Genomic DNA, 15796 nt, shown 5'->3' on the forward strand with positions numbered 1-15796 from the left:
TAAGGGTTTTTAGAAGTTGAGTTCAGATCAGTGGAGTCAGGCAGCTGACAATGAAATTGAGATGAAAGACAGATAGAAATCCTTTTAAAAGAGAAGGGAGGCTATTCAGATGCCACGTAAAGGTCCTGTAGCAAAAAGAGACGTTTTGCCAGATCCAATTTACAATTCTAAACTTGTATCTCGTTTGATCAACAAAATGATGATCGACGGTAAAAGAGGAAAGTCACAAACTATTCTCTACAAGTCATTTGATATCATCAAAGAACGTACTGGTAATGAAGCGATGGAGGTTTTCGAACAAGCCTTGAAAAACATCATGCCAGTTCTTGAAGTTAAAGCACGTCGTGTAGGTGGAGCTAACTACCAAGTTCCTGTAGAAGTTCGCCCAGATCGTCGTACGACTTTAGGTCTTCGCTGGTTAGTAAACTACGCTCGTCTTCGTGGAGAAAAAACGATGGAAGAGCGTCTTGCTAACGAAATCCTTGACGCAGCTAACAACACTGGTGCTGCTGTTAAGAAACGTGAAGATACACACAAAATGGCAGAAGCGAACAAAGCATTCGCTCACTACCGCTGGTAGGATTTATACCAAACTAAAAAAACTATTCCCTAATAAGGAAGGAGAAATTACCCAATGGCAAGAGAGTTCTCCTTAGACAAAACTCGTAATATTGGTATCATGGCTCACATCGATGCCGGTAAAACGACAACGACTGAGCGTATCTTGTACTACACTGGTCGTATCCATAAAATTGGTGAAACTCACGAAGGAGCTTCACAAATGGACTGGATGGAGCAGGAGCAAGAACGTGGTATTACAATCACTTCTGCTGCTACTACAGCACAATGGAAAGGTTACCGTGTAAACATCATTGATACACCAGGACACGTAGACTTCACTGTTGAAGTTGAACGTTCTTTGCGTGTACTTGATGGTGCGGTTGCTGTTCTTGATGCACAATCAGGTGTAGAGCCTCAAACTGAAACAGTTTGGCGCCAAGCAACAACTTACGGAGTACCTCGTATCGTATTCGTTAACAAAATGGATAAAACCGGTGCGGACTTCCTTTACTCTGTAAGCACATTAAGAGATCGTCTTCAAGCGAACGCTCATGCAATTCAATTGCCGATCGGCGCTGAAGATCAATTCGAAGGAATCATCGACCTTGTAGAAAACGTAGCATACTTCTACGAAGATGACCTTGGAACTCGCTCTGATGCACAAGAAATCCCTGCTGAGTATAAAGACAAAGCTGAAGAGCTTCGCAGCAGCTTAATTGAAGCTGTCGCTGAGCTTGATGAAGAGCTTATGGAAAAATACCTTGAGGGTGAAGAAATCACAATCCCTGAATTGAAAGCTGCAATCCGTAAAGGAACTTTGAATGTTGAATTCTACCCAGTTCTTGTTGGATCTGCTTTCAAAAACAAAGGTGTTCAGCTTGTACTTGACGCTGTGCTTGACTACCTTCCTGCACCAACTGATGTTGCTGCAATCAAAGGTACATTGCCAGATACAAATGAAGAGGTTGTACGTGAGTCTACTGATGACGCACCATTCGCAGCTCTTGCATTTAAAGTTATGACTGACCCTTATGTTGGGAAACTAACTTTCTTCCGCGTATACTCTGGAACACTTGATTCTGGTTCTTACGTGAAGAACTCTTCTAAGAACAAGCGTGAGCGTGTTGGACGTATCCTTCAAATGCACGCAAACAGCCGTGAAGAAATCTCTACTGTATATGCAGGGGATATCGCAGCAGCTGTTGGTCTTAAAGATACATCTACTGGTGATACTCTTTGTGACGAGAAAAATCTTGTTATCCTTGAGTCTATGGAATTCCCAGAGCCAGTTATCGATGTAGCTATCGAGCCTAAATCTAAGGCTGACCAAGATAAAATGGGTATCGCTTTAGCTAAACTAGCTGAAGAGGATCCAACATTCCGTACACAAACAAACACTGAAACTGGTCAAACGATCATCTCTGGTATGGGTGAGCTTCACCTTGATATCATTGTTGACCGTATGAAGCGTGAGTTCAAGGTTGAAGCTAACGTAGGTGCTCCTCAAGTTGCGTACCGTGAAACATTCCGTTCTAGTGCAAAAGTTGAAGGTAAATTCGTACGTCAGTCTGGTGGACGCGGTCAGTTCGGACACGTTTGGATCGAATTCGAACCAAACGAAGAAGGCGCAGGCTTCGAATTCACAAATGCAATCGTCGGTGGGGTTGTTCCACGTGAATACATTCCAGCAATTCAAGCAGGTCTTGAAGATTCACTAGAAAATGGTGTATTAGCTGGATTCCCATTAATCGACATCAAAGCAAAATTATTCGATGGATCTTACCACGATGTTGACTCTAACGAAATGGCGTTTAAAATTGCTGCATCTATGGCATTGAAAAATGCTGTCAGCAAATGTAACCCAGTTCTACTTGAGCCAATGATGAAAGTAGAAGTCGTTATCCCAGAAGAATACATGGGAGACATCATGGGTGATATCACATCTCGTCGTGGACGTGTAGAAGGTATGGAAGCTCGCGGTAACGCTCAAGTTGTTCGCGCTATGGTTCCACTTTCTGAAATGTTCGGATATGCAACTGCACTCCGTTCTAACACACAAGGACGCGGTACTTTCACTATGCACATGGATCACTACGAAGAAGTGCCTAAGAGCATCAGTGAAGAAATCATCAAAAAAAATAAAGGTGAATAATTGATTTTGCCTTTAAACTAAAGTATAACTACTATTGAAGATCAGAAAGTGGGAGGTAACTCTTCACTTTCTATCACTCATACCAAATACAATGAACCTTTAAGGAGGATTTTTAGAATGGCTAAAGAAAAATTCGACCGTTCCAAATCGCATGCTAACATTGGTACAATTGGACACGTTGACCATGGTAAAACAACTCTAACTGCTGCTATCTCAACAGTTCTTCATAAGAAATCTGGTAAAGGTACAGCTATGGCTTATGACCAAATCGATGGTGCTCCAGAAGAGCGCGAGCGTGGAATCACAATCTCAACTGCACACGTTGAGTATGAAACTGAAACTCGTCACTATGCACACGTAGACTGCCCAGGACACGCTGACTATGTTAAAAACATGATCACTGGTGCTGCTCAAATGGACGGCGCGATCTTAGTAGTATCTGCTGCTGATGGTCCAATGCCACAAACACGTGAGCACATCCTACTTTCTCGTAACGTAGGTGTTCCTTACATCGTAGTATTCCTTAACAAATGTGACATGGTTGACGATGAAGAGTTACTTGAACTTGTTGAAATGGAAGTTCGTGACCTTCTTTCTGACTATGACTTCCCTGGTGACGATGTACCAGTTATCAAAGGTTCTGCTCTTAAAGCTCTTGAAGGTGATGCTGATTACGAAGCAAAAATCTTCGAACTTATGGATGCGGTTGATGAGTACATCCCAACTCCAGAGCGTGACACTGAGAAGCCATTCATGATGCCAGTTGAGGACGTATTCTCAATCACTGGTCGTGGAACAGTTGCTACTGGTCGTGTTGAGCGTGGACAAGTTAAAGTCGGTGACGAAGTTGAAATCATCGGTCTTCAAGAAGAAAACGGTAAAACAACTGTTACAGGTGTTGAAATGTTCCGTAAACTTCTTGACTATGCTGAAGCTGGTGACAACATCGGTGCACTACTTCGTGGTGTATCTCGTGAAGATATCCAACGTGGTCAAGTACTTGCTAAACCAGGTACAATCACTCCACATAGCCGTTTCAAAGCTGAAGTTTATGTACTTTCTAAAGAAGAGGGTGGACGTCACACTCCATTCTTCACTAACTACCGTCCGCAGTTCTACTTCCGTACAACTGACGTAACTGGTATCGTACATCTTCCAGAAGGTACTGAAATGGTAATGCCTGGCGATAACACTGAGATGGAAGTTGAACTTATCTCTACTATCGCTATCGAAGAAGGAACTCGTTTCTCTATCCGTGAGGGTGGACGTACTGTAGGTTCTGGCGTCGTTTCTACTATCATTAAGTAATAACAGTTAAAAGAGACTCCTTGCAAAAGGGTCTCTTTTTTTGCTTTTCCAGTGCATAACGGCTACTATAAGCTATAGAATCTAAATGGAACCGAGAGGATCACTGGAATGGCGAAGACAATGTTGAAAAAGTGGCCGATTGGCGGGCTTGATCAATGGATTATGATAAAAGAAGATCAAGCAGAAAAAACAAAACCTGTTTTATTATTTTTACACGGTGGCCCAGGCTCAGCTCAAATGAGTTATATCGATTCCTTTCATAAGGAACTTGATCAAGACTTCACTGTTGTTCATTGGGACCAGCGCGGTGCAGGACTGTCTTATCAAAAAAACATTCCTGAGTCTTCTATGACCATTGGGCAATTCGTAGAGGATACGATTGAGCTTACAGAAAAACTGCTTTCTTATAATGATCAAACGAAAATATACATTGCGGGTTATTCATGGGGGTCATTAATTGCGATACAAGCTGTACATAAACGACCAGATTTGTATCATGCCTATTATGGAATTAGTCAGGTGGTTGATGTATTAAAAGAGGATATTGTATCGTACGAACTTCTTCTAAAAAAATATCAAGGCAAGCATTTCTTCACTAGATGTCTAAGATTGCTGACACCACCCCCTTGGAAACGCACCTCTGCTCATGCTTTGTTCTCTCTATACAAAGAGTTCGCAAAAGTAGGGCTCACGCATAGGTGGAAGCCACTTTTTCAAATGCTGTATGCATTTCTTGTTAGTAAGCATTATCAGCTAAAAGATAAGTGGAAATTCCTTATGGGACAGAAGTATAGCCAGGATTTACTGTGGGACGAGCTGATGAACGAAAGCATTCAATACCGAGTTTCTTCTATATTAATACCCTGCTACTTTATCATCGGGGAACATGACATGATTACACCAGCTGCTGTATCAAAACCATATGTTGATCAACTTACAGCACCAATAAAAGAGTGGTTTACTTTTAAAGAATCTGCGCATTCTCCGCATATTGAAGAGCCAGAAGAATTTATTCGTATCGTCAGGAAGACAGCTACACATCATCTTCAGGGAAAGCTTGATTTATAGGCTGAACCCCTGTATAATATGAAAAGTGTGCAAATCATAAATTTATCCGATTTATTATTGCAACACGCAGGCCAATTTGGTACAATAGTGCATGTTGGTCTTTGACTGCGATGAAGTGAGAGGTTGCTGACACACCCGGCCGCTTTGCCATGGCAAGGTGATCAGGTTTTTCTCACGGAGAACTGTCTAACGTAAGTAGGCGAAAAGGAGGGAAAATAATGGCAAAACAAAAAATTCGTATTCGTTTAAAAGCATATGATCATAGAATTCTTGATCAATCTGCTGAGAAGATTGTTGAAACGGCTAAGCGTTCTGGTGCTAGTGTATCTGGTCCAATTCCGCTTCCAACTGAAAAATCAGTTTATACAATCCTTCGTGCGGTGCATAAGTACAAAGATTCTCGTGAGCAATTTGAGATGCGTACTCACAAACGTCTAATCGACATCGTGAATCCAACTCCACAAACAGTTGATGCACTTATGCGTTTAGATTTACCATCCGGTGTAGATATCGAAATCAAACTTTAATTCAAATAGAAAACACATATTATAGGAGGTGTGACGAATGACCAAAGGAATCTTAGGTAGAAAAATTGGTATGACGCAAGTATTCGCAGAAAACGGTGATCTTATCCCTGTAACTGTTGTTGAGGCTGCTGCTAACGTTGTTCTTCAGAAGAAGACTACTGACACGGATGGCTATGAAGCAATCCAAATCGGTTTTGACGACAAACGTGAGAAGCTTTCTAACAAACCAGAGAAAGGCCACGTTGCTAAAGCGGAAACTGCTCCTAAGCGCTTCGTAAAAGAATTACGCGGTGTGGAGTTAGATGCGTATGAAGTTGGTCAGGAAGTCAAAGTTGATATTTTCGCAAATGGAGATATCGTAGATGTAACAGGAACATCAAAAGGTAAAGGATTCCAAGGGGCTATCAAACGCCACGGACAATCACGCGGACCAATGACTCACGGTTCACGTTACCACCGTCGTCCTGGTTCAATGGGACCTGTTGATCCAAACCGAGTATTCAAAGGTAAACTTCTTCCAGGACGTATGGGCGGAGAGCAAATCACTGTCCAAAATCTTGAGATCGTTAAAGTTGATGCAGAACGCAATCTTCTTTTGATCAAAGGAAACGTACCAGGAGCTAAAAAATCTCTAGTAACTGTAAAGAGTGCAGTTAAAACTAAATAACTCTCTTAGGAAAGGAGGAAACAAGTCATGCCAAAAGTAGCATTATTTAACCAAAACGGTTCTACTAACGGTGAAATCGAATTAAACGCTTCTGTGTTTGGAATTGAGCCAAACGAAAGCGTAGTATTCGATGCTATTCTTATGCAAAGAGCTTCCTTACGTCAAGGAACTCACAAAGTAAAAACTCGTTCTGAAGTACGTGGCGGAGGTCGTAAACCTTGGAGACAGAAGGGTACAGGTCGTGCTCGTCAAGGTTCTATCCGTTCACCACAATGGCGCGGAGGCGGTATCGTATTCGGTCCAACACCACGCAGCTATTCTTATAAATTACCTAAAAAAGTTCGCCGCTTGGCTATCAAGTCAGTATTGTCTTCTAAAGTAATCGACAACAACATCATCGTTCTTGAAGATCTTACTCTTGATGCAGTGAAAACGAAAGAATTCGCAGGCATCCTTAAAGGGTTATCTGTTGAGAAGAAAGCGTTGATCGTCACTGCGGATGCAAACGAAACAGTTGCTTTATCTGCTCGTAACATCCCTGGAGTAACAGTTGTTGAAGCTAACGGTATCAACGTTCTTGACGTTGTCAACCACGACAAACTTCTGATCACTAAAGCAGCGGTTGAAAAAGTAGAGGAGGGACTTGCATAATGAAAGATCCTCGTGATGTTCTAAAGCGCCCTATCATTACTGAACGTTCTGCTGATCTAATGACAGAGAAGAAGTACACGTTCGAAATTGATGTCAGAGCTAACAAGACAGAAGTGAAAGACGCTGTTGAAGAAATCTTTGGAGTGAAAGTTGAGAAAGTCAACGTTCAAAACTACAAAGGTAAATCAAAACGCGTTGGACGCTACACTGGTATGACTAGCCGTCGCAGAAAAGCGATCGTGAAATTAACTGCTGACAGCAAAGAAATCGAAATTTTTGAAGCGTAAATCTTAAAAAGAAGGAGGGAAATTCAAAATGGCGATTAAAAAGTATAAACCAACCAGTAATGGTCGTCGTGGCATGACTACTTCAGATTTTGCTGAAATCACGACTGACAAACCAGAAAAATCGTTGCTTGCACCGCTTCACAGAAAAGGCGGACGTAACAACCAAGGTAGATTGACTGTTCGTCATCAAGGTGGCGGTCACAAACGTCAATACCGTATCATCGACTTTAAGCGTGATAAAGACGGTATACCTGGACGCGTTGCTACAATCGAGTATGATCCAAACCGTTCAGCGAACATCGCTCTTGTAAACTATGCAGATGGTGAGAAACGTTACATTCTTGCTCCGAAAGGAATCCAAGTTGGTACTGAAGTTACTTCTGGACCAGAAGCTGACATCAAACCAGGTAATGCTCTTCCACTTATCAACATCCCAGTTGGTACAGTTGTGCATAACATTGAATTAAAACCAGGTAAAGGTGGACAATTAGTTCGTTCTGCTGGTACTTCTGCTCAAGTTCTAGGTAAAGAAGGTAAATACGTTCTTGTACGTTTGAACTCTGGTGAAGTACGCATGATCCTTTCTGCTTGCCGTGCGACTATCGGTCAAGTTGGAAACGAACAACACGAACTAATCAACATCGGTAAAGCTGGACGTTCTCGCTGGAAAGGCGTACGCCCAACAGTTCGTGGTTCTGTAATGAACCCTAACGATCACCCACACGGCGGTGGTGAAGGACGCGCTCCAATCGGACGTAAATCACCAATGTCTCCATGGGGTAAACCGACTCTTGGATTCAAGACTCGTAAGAAAACCAACAAGTCTGATAAATTCATTGTACGTCGTCGTAAAAACAAGTAACGGGGTTGTCTACGGTTCATTTAGGACCGTAGTTCAATCACGAAGGGAGGTTCCACAATGGCTCGCAGCTTAAAAAAAGGACCATTTGTTGATGATCATTTGATGGCTAAAGTCGAGAAATTGAATGAAACTGACAAAAAGCAAGTCGTAAAAACTTGGTCTCGTCGTTCTACAATTTTCCCACAATTCATCGGTCACACAATCGCTGTCTATGACGGACGCAAACATGTACCTGTTTTCATTTCTGAAGATATGGTAGGTCACAAATTGGGCGAATTCGCACCAAGCCGTACTTACAAAGGTCATGCTAGTGACGATAAAAAAACAAGACGCTAATGAGAGGAGGCTTTTAAATGCAAGCTAAAGCTGTCGCAAGAACAGTCCGTATTGCTCCTCGTAAAGCACGTCTAGTAATGGACCTGATCCGAGGTAAGCAAGTAGGAGAAGCAGTTTCTATCTTAAACCTTACACCAAAGGCTGCTTCACCAATTATTGAAAAAGTATTAAAATCTGCTATCGCAAATGCTGAGCACAACTACGAGTTGGACGCTAACAGCCTAGTGATTACTCAAGCATTCGTTGACGAAGGTCCAACACTTAAGAGATTCCGTCCACGTGCTATGGGTCGTGCGAGCGCAATTAATAAACGTACTAGCCACATTACAATCGTTGTATCAGAAAAGAAGGAGGGATAATCCGTGGGTCAAAAGGTAAATCCAGTAGGTCTTCGTATTGGCGTCATTCGTGATTGGGAATCTAAATGGTTCGCAGGAAAAGATTACGCTGACTTCTTACATGAAGACTTGAAAATCCGTGAATTCATCAGCAAGCGTTTGTCTGACGCGTCTGTTTCTAAAGTAGAAATCGAACGTGCTGCAAACCGCGTAAATATCACAATCCACACGGCTAAACCAGGTATGGTAATTGGTAAAGGCGGATCTGAAGTTGAAGCACTTCGTAAAGCTCTTAACAGCCTAACTGGCAAACGTGTACACATCAACATTCTTGAAATCAAGAGAGCAGATCTTGATGCTCAGCTAGTTGCTGAAAACATCGCTCGTCAACTTGAAAATCGTATTTCATTCCGTCGTGCACAAAAACAAACAATCCAACGCACAATGCGTGCTGGAGCACAAGGAATCAAAACAATGGTTTCTGGTCGTCTTGGCGGTGCAGATATTGCTCGTTCTGAATATTACAGTGAAGGTACTGTTCCATTGCACACACTTCGTGCTGACATCGACTATGCTACTGCTGAAGCTGATACTACTTATGGTAAGCTTGGCGTAAAAGTATGGATCTATCGTGGAGAAGTCCTTCCAACTAAGAAGAATACTGCGGAAGGAGGAAAATAATATGTTATTGCCAAAACGCGTGAAGTATCGCAGAGAACATCGTGGAAAAATGCGTGGTCGTGCAAAAGGCGGCACTGAAGTACATTTCGGTGAGTTCGGTATCCAAGCTCTTGAAGCTTCTTGGATCACTAACCGTCAAATCGAAGCTGCTCGTATTGCTATGACTCGTTACATGAAACGTGGCGGTAAAGTTTGGATCAAAATTTTCCCTTCTAAGCCATACACAGCAAAACCTCTAGAGGTCCGCATGGGTTCCGGTAAAGGTGCTCCAGAAGGCTGGGTAGCTGTAGTAAAACCGGGCAAAGTTTTATTTGAAATTTCTGGTGTGTCTGAAGAAGTTGCTCGTGAAGCTCTTCGTCTTGCATCTCACAAATTGCCAATTAAAACGAAGTTCGTAAAACGTGAAGAAATTGGTGGTGAATCAAATGAAAGCTAATGAAATTCGTGACCTTACCACTGCTGAAATTGAACAAAAAGTAAAGTCTCTTAAAGAAGAACTTTTCAATCTTCGTTTCCAATTAGCGACTGGGCAGCTTGAAAACACTGCTCGCATTCGTGAAGTGCGTAAATCAATCGCACGCATGAAAACTGTGATTCGTCAAAGAGAAATCGCTGCTAATAAATAATAATTAGAGGGGAGGCCCCGCAAACATGAGCGAACGTAACCAACGTAAAGTGTATCAAGGTCGTGTTGTTTCTGACAAAATGGATAAAACCATCACTGTTGTAGTTGAAACATACAAAAAGCATTCACTTTATGGCAAACGTGTAAGATACTCTAAAAAGTTCAAAGCACATGATGAAAACAACCAAGCAAAAATCGGAGACATCGTAAAGGTCATGGAAACTCGTCCATTATCTGCGACTAAACGCTTTCGTCTAGTTGAAGTTGTCGAAGAAGCTGTTATTATCTAATAAAGTTCGGATTTCTTTTTCCGAAGGGAGGTAACATTAATGATTCAACAGGAGACTCGTTTAAAAGTAGCTGACAACTCTGGCGCACGCGAAGTACTAACGATTAAAGTTCTTGGTGGCTCTGGACGTAAGACGGCTAACATCGGTGATGTCATTGTTTGTACGGTTAAACAAGCAACACCAGGAGGCGTTGTCAAAAAAGGTGAAGTTGTGAAAGCAGTTATCGTTCGTACTAAGAGCGGAGCTCGCAGAAACGATGGATCTTACATCAGTTTTGATGAAAATGCATGTGTCATCATCCGTGACGACAAGAGCCCACGTGGAACTCGTATCTTCGGACCAGTAGCACGTGAACTTCGTGAAAACAACTATATGAAAATTGTTTCTTTAGCACCAGAAGTACTTTAATGAATACAATCCGCGACTCAAGGAGGTGCGATTAAATGCATGTTAAAAAGGGCGATAAAGTAGTGGTTATCTCTGGTAAAGATAAAGGTAAACAAGGTGTCATCCTTGCTGCTTTCCCTAAAAAGGACCGTGTTTTAGTAGAAGGTATTAACCTTGTGAAAAAACACTCTAAACCAACCCAAGCTAACCCTCAAGGCGGAATTTCTGAACAAGAAGCGCCGATCCACGTATCAAACGTAATGCCGCTTGATCCTAAAACGGGTGAAGTGACACGTATTGGATATAAAGTTGAGGACGGAAAGAAAGTCCGTGTAGCGAAAAAATCTGGGCAAGTTCTAGATAAATAGTAAATAAGGAAGGGAGGTCTTTCTCATGAACCGCCTTAAAGAAAAGTATGTAAAAGAAATTACACCTGCATTAGTTTCTAAGTTTGAATACAAATCAGTAATGCAAGTGCCAAAAATCGAAAAAATCGTGATCAACATGGGTGTTGGTGACGCCGTTCAAAACGCTAAAGCAATCGATACTGCTGTTGAAGAATTAACGTTTATCGCTGGTCAAAAACCTGTCGTTACTCGTGCGAAGAAGTCTATTGCTGGATTCCGTCTACGTGAAGGAATGCCAATCGGTGCGAAAGTAACACTTCGCGGAGAGCGCATGTACGATTTCCTTGATAAACTTATTTCTGTATCTTTACCACGTGTACGTGACTTCCGCGGGATTTCTAAGAAATCTTTCGACGGTCGTGGAAACTACACGCTTGGTATTAAAGAACAGTTAATCTTCCCAGAAATTGATTACGATAAAGTAACAAAAGTCCGCGGTATGGATATCGTTATCGTTACGACTGCCAACACGGATGAAGAAGCACGTGAGTTATTAACTCAAGTAGGTATGCCGTTCCAGAAATAATCAATGAAAGGGAGGCGAAATCGTGGCTAAAAAGTCTATGATTGCGAAACAACAACGCAAACAAAAGTTTAAAGTTCAAGAGTATACGCGCTGCGAACGTTGTGGACGTCCACATTCAGTAATTCGCAAGTTTAAACTTTGCCGTATTTGTTTCCGCGAACTTGCATATAAAGGACAAATTCCTGGCGTTAAAAAAGCCAGCTGGTAATCCCCATAAATGGGAAGGAGGTTATTAAATAATGGTTATGACAGATCCGATTGCAGATTTGCTGACTCGTATTCGCAATGCGAACATGGTACGTCATGAGAAGCTAGAAGTACCGGCTTCAAAAATCAAAAGAGAAATTGCTGAAATTTTAAAGCGTGAAGGTTTTATCCGTGACGTTGAGTACGTCGAAGACAGCAAACAAGGAATTATCCGTTTGTTCCTTAAATACGGCCAAAACAACGAACGTGTTATCACTGGTCTTAAAAGAATCAGTAAACCTGGTTTACGCGTATATGCGAAATCAAATGAAGTACCGCGTGTACTTAACGGACTTGGAATCGCAATTATTTCTACATCACAAGGAGTTTTATCGGACAAAGAAGCCCGTGCTAAACAAGCTGGTGGAGAAGTACTTGCTTACGTATGGTAAAAAAAGTTTAAGATGAATGGAGGTGCTTGGTATGTCTCGTATAGGTAAAAAGCTAATCGAGATCCCTTCAGGAGTAACTGTGACAAACAACGATAACACAGTGACAGTAAAGGGACCAAAAGGTGAACTAACTCGTGCATTTCACCCTGATATGGAAATTAAAATTGAGGACAACGTCTTAACTGTAAGCCGTCCGTCTGAAAATAAAGAACACCGTGCATTACATGGTACAACACGTAGCTTAATTGCAAACATGGTTGAAGGTGTATCTAAAGGTTTCGAAAGAGGTTTAGAACTAATCGGTGTCGGTTACCGTGCAGCTAAATCTGGAAACAAACTTGTTCTTAACGTTGGATACTCTCACCCAGTTGAAATCGTTCCTGAGGCTGGAGTTGAAGTAGAAGTTCCATCTCAAACGAAAGTAATCGTTAAAGGTATCGATAAAGAGCGTGTAGGAGCTCTAGCTTCTAACATCCGCGCTGTCCGTGCTCCAGAGCCTTACAAAGGTAAAGGAATTCGTTACGAAGGTGAATTCGTTCGCCGTAAAGAAGGAAAAACTGGTAAGTAAGATCGCTTAATGTGAAGAAAGGAGTGACTCGGATGATTACGAAAACTAGCAAAAACGCTACTCGTCTTAAAAGACACGCTCGTGTTCGTGCGAAACTTTCAGGTACTGCTGAAAGACCTCGCCTTAACGTTTTCCGTTCTAACAAGAACATCTACGCTCAAGTAATTGATGATGTTAACGGTGTAACACTTGTAAGTGCTTCTACTCTTGATAAAGAGTTAAAGATCGAGAATAGTTCTGACGCTGCAGCTGCTACTAAAGTTGGCGAACTTGTTGCAAAACGTGCTGTTGAAAAAGGCATCTCTAACGTGGTATTTGACCGCGGAGGATACTTATATCATGGACGTGTAAAAGCTCTAGCTGAAGCTGCTCGTGAGGCTGGACTTAAATTTTAATAAAAGAAGGAGGGACACATCCGAATGAGTCGTATTGACCCAAGCAAATTAGAGTTAGAAGAACGCTTAGTTACGGTTAACCGGGTAGCGAAAGTTGTTAAAGGTGGACGTCGTTTCCGTTTTGCAGCTTTAGTTGTTGTCGGTGACAAAAACGGTCATGTAGGATTCGGTACTGGTAAAGCACAAGAAGTACCAGAAGCGATCCGCAAAGCTGTTGAAGACGCGAAAAAGAATTTAATTGAAGTACCAATGGTTGGAACTACAATTCCACATGAAATCATCGGTCGATTCGGTGCAGGAAACGTTCTATTGAAGCCTGCTTCAGAAGGTACAGGAGTTATCGCTGGAGGCCCAGTGCGTGCGGTACTTGAGCTTGCTGGTCTAGCTGATATCCTTTCTAAATCTCTAGGTTCTAATACACCGATCAACATGATCCGCGCAACACTTCAAGGTTTAAGTGAACTTAAACGTGCTGAAGATGTAGCGAAGCTTCGTGGAAAATCTGTAGAAGACCTGTTAGGATAAGGAGGGAACAATAATGGCAAATAAATTAGAAATTACCCTCAAACGCAGTGTAATCGGTCGCCCAGAAGATCAGCGTGTCACTGTTCGTACTCTTGGTCTAAAGAAAACAAACCAAACAGTCGTACATGAAGACAATGCAGCGATCCGCGGCATGATTAACAAGGTGTCTCATTTAGTTTCTGTTAAAGAACAATAAAACATTTTTAATCGATAAGGAGGTGCCCAAATGAAACTTCATGAATTGAAGCCTTCAGAAGGTTCACGTAAAGTACGCAACCGTGTTGGTCGTGGTATTGGATCAGGTAACGGTAAAACTTCTGGTAAAGGTCATAAAGGTCAAAACGCTCGTTCTGGCGGCGGTGTACGCCCTGGATTCGAAGGTGGTCAAATGCCTTTATTCCAACGCCTTCCAAAACGTGGTTTTACAAACATCAACCGTAAAGATTACGCGGTAATCAACTTAGACAGATTAAACAGTTTTGACGAAGGAACGGAAGTCACTCCTGAACTTCTTCTAGAGACTGGTGCAATAAGCAAGTTAAAAGCAGGAGTAAAAATTCTTGGCAACGGTAAATTAGAAAAAAAATTAACTGTAAAAGCCAATAAATTCTCTGCTTCTGCTAAAGAAGCGATTGAAGCTGCTGGCGGTACAGCCGAGGTGATCTAACTTGTTTAAGACAATCTCCAATTTTATGCGCGTGAAAGATATACGGAATAAGATTATATTTACACTTTTAATGTTAGTCGTCTTTCGTATAGGTGCTTTCATCCCTGTGCCTAATGTGAACGCCGAAGTTCTCCAGGCACAGGATCAAATGAGTGTTTTCGGAATCCTCAACACGTTTGGGGGCGGGGCACTTTTCCAATTCTCCATTCTTGCAATGGGGATTATGCCGTATATCACTGCTTCGATCATCATTCAGCTCTTGCAGATGGATGTTGTACCGAAGTTTACTGAGTGGTCAAAGCAAGGAGAGGTTGGCCGCCGAAAATTAGCACAATTCACAAGGTATTTTACAATTGTTCTAGGATTTATCCAGGCTTTAGGAATGTCATATGGATTTAACAATATGGCAGGAGGCATGCTGATTGAAAACCCAGGTGTTTCAACGTATCTCTTAATTGCGGTCGTACTCACTGCGGGAACAGCATTCTTAATGTGGCTGGGAGAGCAGATTACTGCTCACGGTGTTGGTAACGGTATTTCGATTATTATCTTTGCCGGTATCATCGCAGGTATCCCTCAAACATTAAAGCAAGTGTACGCTCAGCAATTTGTAGGTGGAGATGGACAGCTGTTCATGCAAATCCTGAAAATTGCCCTTATTGTGATTGCTATTCTTGTCATTGTTATCGGTGTTATTTACATTCAAATGGCAGTGAGAAAGATTGCGATTCAGTATTCAAAAGGAACTGGCCGTGCACAAATGTCTGCTAGTCAAGCAACGCACCTTCCATTGAAAGTGAATCCAGCAGGGGTGATTCCAGTCATCTTTGCCGTTTCGTTCATTATTACTCCGCAGACGATCGCATCGTTCTTCGGAACAAATAATGTGACAACCTGGATAACTAACAACTTTGACTATACTAAGCCAATCGGTATGACGATTTATGTAGCACTGATTGTTGCTTTCACATATTTTTATGCCTTTGTCCAAGTAAACCCTGAACAAATGGCTGAAAATCTGCAAAAGCAGGGTGGCTATATCCCGGGAGTTCGTCCAGGGAAAATGACTCAAGATAGAATTACGAGCATTTTGTACCGACTCACGTTTGTGGGCGCCATTTTCTTAGCCGTGATTTCAATACTTCCTATCTTTTTCATTCAATTCGCTGGATTACCTTCCGCTGCACAAATTGGCGGCACAAGTCTTCTCATTGTTGTAGGTGTTGCACTTGAAACAATGAAACAGCTTGAAAGCCAATTAGTGAAACGAAACTACCGTGGATTTATGAAATAAAACAGAGGGCTGGGCTCCTGCCCAACCTCTCTAAGT

At 42.0% G+C, this 15796-nt stretch carries 26 protein-coding genes; all 26 read left to right on the forward strand.

Annotated elements, in window-relative coordinates; genetic code table 11:
- Window positions 1-109: 109 nt before the first annotated feature.
- Window positions 110-580 carry a 30S ribosomal protein S7 gene (gene rpsG, locus MKY11_RS00710; RefSeq protein ID WP_003216884.1) on the forward strand — a complete coding sequence of 157 codons (471 nt, stop codon included), beginning with the start codon at window positions 110-112 and terminating at the stop codon, window positions 578-580.
- A gap of 54 nt (window positions 581-634) precedes the next feature.
- Window positions 635-2713: an elongation factor G gene (fusA, locus tag MKY11_RS00715; protein ID WP_007496301.1), complete on the forward strand. Its 2079-nt coding sequence runs from the start codon at window positions 635-637 to the stop codon at window positions 2711-2713.
- Between the two features lie 117 nt (window positions 2714-2830).
- A complete protein-coding gene (gene tuf, locus MKY11_RS00720; RefSeq protein ID WP_007496302.1) occupies window positions 2831-4021 on the forward strand; it encodes an elongation factor Tu in 1191 nt (396 codons plus the stop codon).
- Between the two features lie 108 nt (window positions 4022-4129).
- Window positions 4130-5089 (forward strand): alpha/beta hydrolase, encoded by a 960-nt coding sequence (locus MKY11_RS00725; RefSeq protein ID WP_072368411.1) that lies wholly within the window; start codon window positions 4130-4132, stop codon window positions 5087-5089.
- A gap of 218 nt (window positions 5090-5307) precedes the next feature.
- Window positions 5308-5616 carry a 30S ribosomal protein S10 gene (gene rpsJ / locus MKY11_RS00730; protein WP_003156464.1) on the forward strand — a complete coding sequence of 103 codons (309 nt, stop codon included), beginning with the start codon at window positions 5308-5310 and terminating at the stop codon, window positions 5614-5616.
- 37 nt (window positions 5617-5653) lie between these two features.
- Window positions 5654-6283, forward strand: a complete 630-nt coding sequence (rplC, locus tag MKY11_RS00735) for a 50S ribosomal protein L3 (protein WP_007496311.1) — start codon at window positions 5654-5656, stop codon at window positions 6281-6283.
- 27 nt (window positions 6284-6310) lie between these two features.
- Window positions 6311-6934 carry a 50S ribosomal protein L4 gene (gene rplD / locus MKY11_RS00740; protein ID WP_007496312.1) on the forward strand — a complete coding sequence of 208 codons (624 nt, stop codon included), beginning with the start codon at window positions 6311-6313 and terminating at the stop codon, window positions 6932-6934.
- Window positions 6934-7221 carry a 50S ribosomal protein L23 gene (gene rplW / locus MKY11_RS00745; RefSeq protein WP_342501741.1) on the forward strand — a complete coding sequence of 96 codons (288 nt, stop codon included), beginning with the start codon at window positions 6934-6936 and terminating at the stop codon, window positions 7219-7221. Before rplD ends, rplW begins: the two co-directional genes overlap by 1 nt.
- 28 nt (window positions 7222-7249) lie before the next feature.
- Window positions 7250-8083, forward strand: coding sequence for a 50S ribosomal protein L2 (gene rplB, locus MKY11_RS00750; protein ID WP_007496314.1), 834 nt, complete (start codon window positions 7250-7252; stop codon window positions 8081-8083).
- A gap of 57 nt (window positions 8084-8140) precedes the next feature.
- A complete protein-coding gene (gene rpsS, locus MKY11_RS00755) occupies window positions 8141-8419 on the forward strand; it encodes a 30S ribosomal protein S19 (RefSeq protein ID WP_003216920.1) in 279 nt (92 codons plus the stop codon).
- 17 nt (window positions 8420-8436) lie between these two features.
- Window positions 8437-8778, forward strand: a complete 342-nt coding sequence (gene rplV / locus MKY11_RS00760; protein ID WP_007496316.1) for a 50S ribosomal protein L22 — start codon at window positions 8437-8439, stop codon at window positions 8776-8778.
- A 3-nt stretch (window positions 8779-8781) separates the two neighbouring features.
- Window positions 8782-9438 (forward strand): 30S ribosomal protein S3, encoded by a 657-nt coding sequence (gene rpsC / locus MKY11_RS00765; protein ID WP_003217241.1) that lies wholly within the window; start codon window positions 8782-8784, stop codon window positions 9436-9438.
- Between the two features lies 1 nt (window position 9439).
- A complete protein-coding gene (rplP, locus tag MKY11_RS00770; RefSeq protein WP_003225801.1) occupies window positions 9440-9874 on the forward strand; it encodes a 50S ribosomal protein L16 in 435 nt (144 codons plus the stop codon).
- The gene (rpmC, locus tag MKY11_RS00775; protein WP_003217155.1) at window positions 9864-10064 is read left to right on the forward strand and encodes a 50S ribosomal protein L29; all 201 of its coding nucleotides are present in this window, start codon (window positions 9864-9866) and stop codon (window positions 10062-10064) included. The genes rplP and rpmC overlap by 11 nt, the downstream gene beginning before the upstream one ends.
- A gap of 25 nt (window positions 10065-10089) precedes the next feature.
- On the forward strand, window positions 10090-10353 hold the full coding sequence (rpsQ, locus tag MKY11_RS00780) for a 30S ribosomal protein S17 (RefSeq protein WP_003216906.1): 264 nt from the start codon (window positions 10090-10092) through the stop codon (window positions 10351-10353).
- 39 nt (window positions 10354-10392) lie between these two features.
- Complete coding sequence (gene rplN / locus MKY11_RS00785) at window positions 10393-10761, forward strand: 50S ribosomal protein L14 (protein ID WP_003216882.1); 369 nt, start codon at window positions 10393-10395, stop codon at window positions 10759-10761.
- Window positions 10762-10796: 35 nt separating this feature from the next.
- Window positions 10797-11108: a 50S ribosomal protein L24 gene (gene rplX / locus MKY11_RS00790; RefSeq protein WP_007496325.1), complete on the forward strand. Its 312-nt coding sequence runs from the start codon at window positions 10797-10799 to the stop codon at window positions 11106-11108.
- A gap of 25 nt (window positions 11109-11133) precedes the next feature.
- Window positions 11134-11673, forward strand: a complete 540-nt coding sequence (rplE, locus tag MKY11_RS00795; RefSeq protein WP_003217159.1) for a 50S ribosomal protein L5 — start codon at window positions 11134-11136, stop codon at window positions 11671-11673.
- Between the two features lie 22 nt (window positions 11674-11695).
- Window positions 11696-11881 carry a 30S ribosomal protein S14 gene (rpsN, locus tag MKY11_RS00800; protein ID WP_008356542.1) on the forward strand — a complete coding sequence of 62 codons (186 nt, stop codon included), beginning with the start codon at window positions 11696-11698 and terminating at the stop codon, window positions 11879-11881.
- A 31-nt stretch (window positions 11882-11912) separates the two neighbouring features.
- Entirely contained in the window at window positions 11913-12311 is a 399-nt protein-coding gene (gene rpsH / locus MKY11_RS00805) for a 30S ribosomal protein S8 (protein WP_007496327.1), read from the forward strand.
- A 31-nt stretch (window positions 12312-12342) separates the two neighbouring features.
- The gene (rplF, locus tag MKY11_RS00810) at window positions 12343-12879 is read left to right on the forward strand and encodes a 50S ribosomal protein L6 (protein WP_008345395.1); all 537 of its coding nucleotides are present in this window, start codon (window positions 12343-12345) and stop codon (window positions 12877-12879) included.
- Between the two features lie 32 nt (window positions 12880-12911).
- The gene (gene rplR, locus MKY11_RS00815) at window positions 12912-13274 is read left to right on the forward strand and encodes a 50S ribosomal protein L18 (protein ID WP_003216951.1); all 363 of its coding nucleotides are present in this window, start codon (window positions 12912-12914) and stop codon (window positions 13272-13274) included.
- A 24-nt stretch (window positions 13275-13298) separates the two neighbouring features.
- Window positions 13299-13799 carry a 30S ribosomal protein S5 gene (gene rpsE / locus MKY11_RS00820; protein ID WP_007496332.1) on the forward strand — a complete coding sequence of 167 codons (501 nt, stop codon included), beginning with the start codon at window positions 13299-13301 and terminating at the stop codon, window positions 13797-13799.
- Window positions 13800-13812: 13 nt separating this feature from the next.
- Window positions 13813-13995 (forward strand): 50S ribosomal protein L30, encoded by a 183-nt coding sequence (rpmD, locus tag MKY11_RS00825; protein ID WP_003217067.1) that lies wholly within the window; start codon window positions 13813-13815, stop codon window positions 13993-13995.
- Window positions 13996-14025: 30 nt separating this feature from the next.
- A complete protein-coding gene (rplO, locus tag MKY11_RS00830) occupies window positions 14026-14466 on the forward strand; it encodes a 50S ribosomal protein L15 (RefSeq protein ID WP_003216888.1) in 441 nt (146 codons plus the stop codon).
- 1 nt (window position 14467) lies between these two features.
- Window positions 14468-15760: a preprotein translocase subunit SecY gene (secY, locus tag MKY11_RS00835; protein ID WP_007496334.1), complete on the forward strand. Its 1293-nt coding sequence runs from the start codon at window positions 14468-14470 to the stop codon at window positions 15758-15760.
- Window positions 15761-15796 lie beyond the last annotated feature (36 nt).

Source organism: Bacillus sp. FSL W7-1085 (genome assembly GCF_038595035.1).
Lineage (GTDB): Bacteria > Bacillota > Bacilli > Bacillales > Bacillaceae > Bacillus > Bacillus altitudinis.

What these genes read in the sequence shown, in the direction of transcription:
- rpsG (WP_003216884.1), top strand. Translation starts at nt 110, where the DNA reads ATGCCACGTAAAGGTCCTGTAGCAAAAAGAGACGTTTTGCCAGATCCA.
- fusA (WP_007496301.1), top strand. Translation starts at nt 635, where the DNA reads ATGGCAAGAGAGTTCTCCTTAGACAAAACTCGTAATATTGGTATCATG.
- tuf (WP_007496302.1), top strand. Translation starts at nt 2,831, where the DNA reads ATGGCTAAAGAAAAATTCGACCGTTCCAAATCGCATGCTAACATTGGT.
- MKY11_RS00725 (WP_072368411.1), top strand. Translation starts at nt 4,130, where the DNA reads ATGGCGAAGACAATGTTGAAAAAGTGGCCGATTGGCGGGCTTGATCAA.
- rpsJ (WP_003156464.1), top strand. Translation starts at nt 5,308, where the DNA reads ATGGCAAAACAAAAAATTCGTATTCGTTTAAAAGCATATGATCATAGA.
- rplC (WP_007496311.1), top strand. Translation starts at nt 5,654, where the DNA reads ATGACCAAAGGAATCTTAGGTAGAAAAATTGGTATGACGCAAGTATTC.
- rplD (WP_007496312.1), top strand. Translation starts at nt 6,311, where the DNA reads ATGCCAAAAGTAGCATTATTTAACCAAAACGGTTCTACTAACGGTGAA.
- rplW (WP_342501741.1), top strand. Translation starts at nt 6,934, where the DNA reads ATGAAAGATCCTCGTGATGTTCTAAAGCGCCCTATCATTACTGAACGT.
- rplB (WP_007496314.1), top strand. Translation starts at nt 7,250, where the DNA reads ATGGCGATTAAAAAGTATAAACCAACCAGTAATGGTCGTCGTGGCATG.
- rpsS (WP_003216920.1), top strand. Translation starts at nt 8,141, where the DNA reads ATGGCTCGCAGCTTAAAAAAAGGACCATTTGTTGATGATCATTTGATG.
- rplV (WP_007496316.1), top strand. Translation starts at nt 8,437, where the DNA reads ATGCAAGCTAAAGCTGTCGCAAGAACAGTCCGTATTGCTCCTCGTAAA.
- rplP (WP_003225801.1), top strand. Translation starts at nt 9,440, where the DNA reads ATGTTATTGCCAAAACGCGTGAAGTATCGCAGAGAACATCGTGGAAAA.
- rpmC (WP_003217155.1), top strand. Translation starts at nt 9,864, where the DNA reads ATGAAAGCTAATGAAATTCGTGACCTTACCACTGCTGAAATTGAACAA.
- rpsQ (WP_003216906.1), top strand. Translation starts at nt 10,090, where the DNA reads ATGAGCGAACGTAACCAACGTAAAGTGTATCAAGGTCGTGTTGTTTCT.
- rplN (WP_003216882.1), top strand. Translation starts at nt 10,393, where the DNA reads ATGATTCAACAGGAGACTCGTTTAAAAGTAGCTGACAACTCTGGCGCA.
- rplX (WP_007496325.1), top strand. Translation starts at nt 10,797, where the DNA reads ATGCATGTTAAAAAGGGCGATAAAGTAGTGGTTATCTCTGGTAAAGAT.
- rplE (WP_003217159.1), top strand. Translation starts at nt 11,134, where the DNA reads ATGAACCGCCTTAAAGAAAAGTATGTAAAAGAAATTACACCTGCATTA.
- rpsH (WP_007496327.1), top strand. Translation starts at nt 11,913, where the DNA reads ATGGTTATGACAGATCCGATTGCAGATTTGCTGACTCGTATTCGCAAT.
- rplF (WP_008345395.1), top strand. Translation starts at nt 12,343, where the DNA reads ATGTCTCGTATAGGTAAAAAGCTAATCGAGATCCCTTCAGGAGTAACT.
- rplR (WP_003216951.1), top strand. Translation starts at nt 12,912, where the DNA reads ATGATTACGAAAACTAGCAAAAACGCTACTCGTCTTAAAAGACACGCT.
- rpsE (WP_007496332.1), top strand. Translation starts at nt 13,299, where the DNA reads ATGAGTCGTATTGACCCAAGCAAATTAGAGTTAGAAGAACGCTTAGTT.
- rpmD (WP_003217067.1), top strand. Translation starts at nt 13,813, where the DNA reads ATGGCAAATAAATTAGAAATTACCCTCAAACGCAGTGTAATCGGTCGC.
- rplO (WP_003216888.1), top strand. Translation starts at nt 14,026, where the DNA reads ATGAAACTTCATGAATTGAAGCCTTCAGAAGGTTCACGTAAAGTACGC.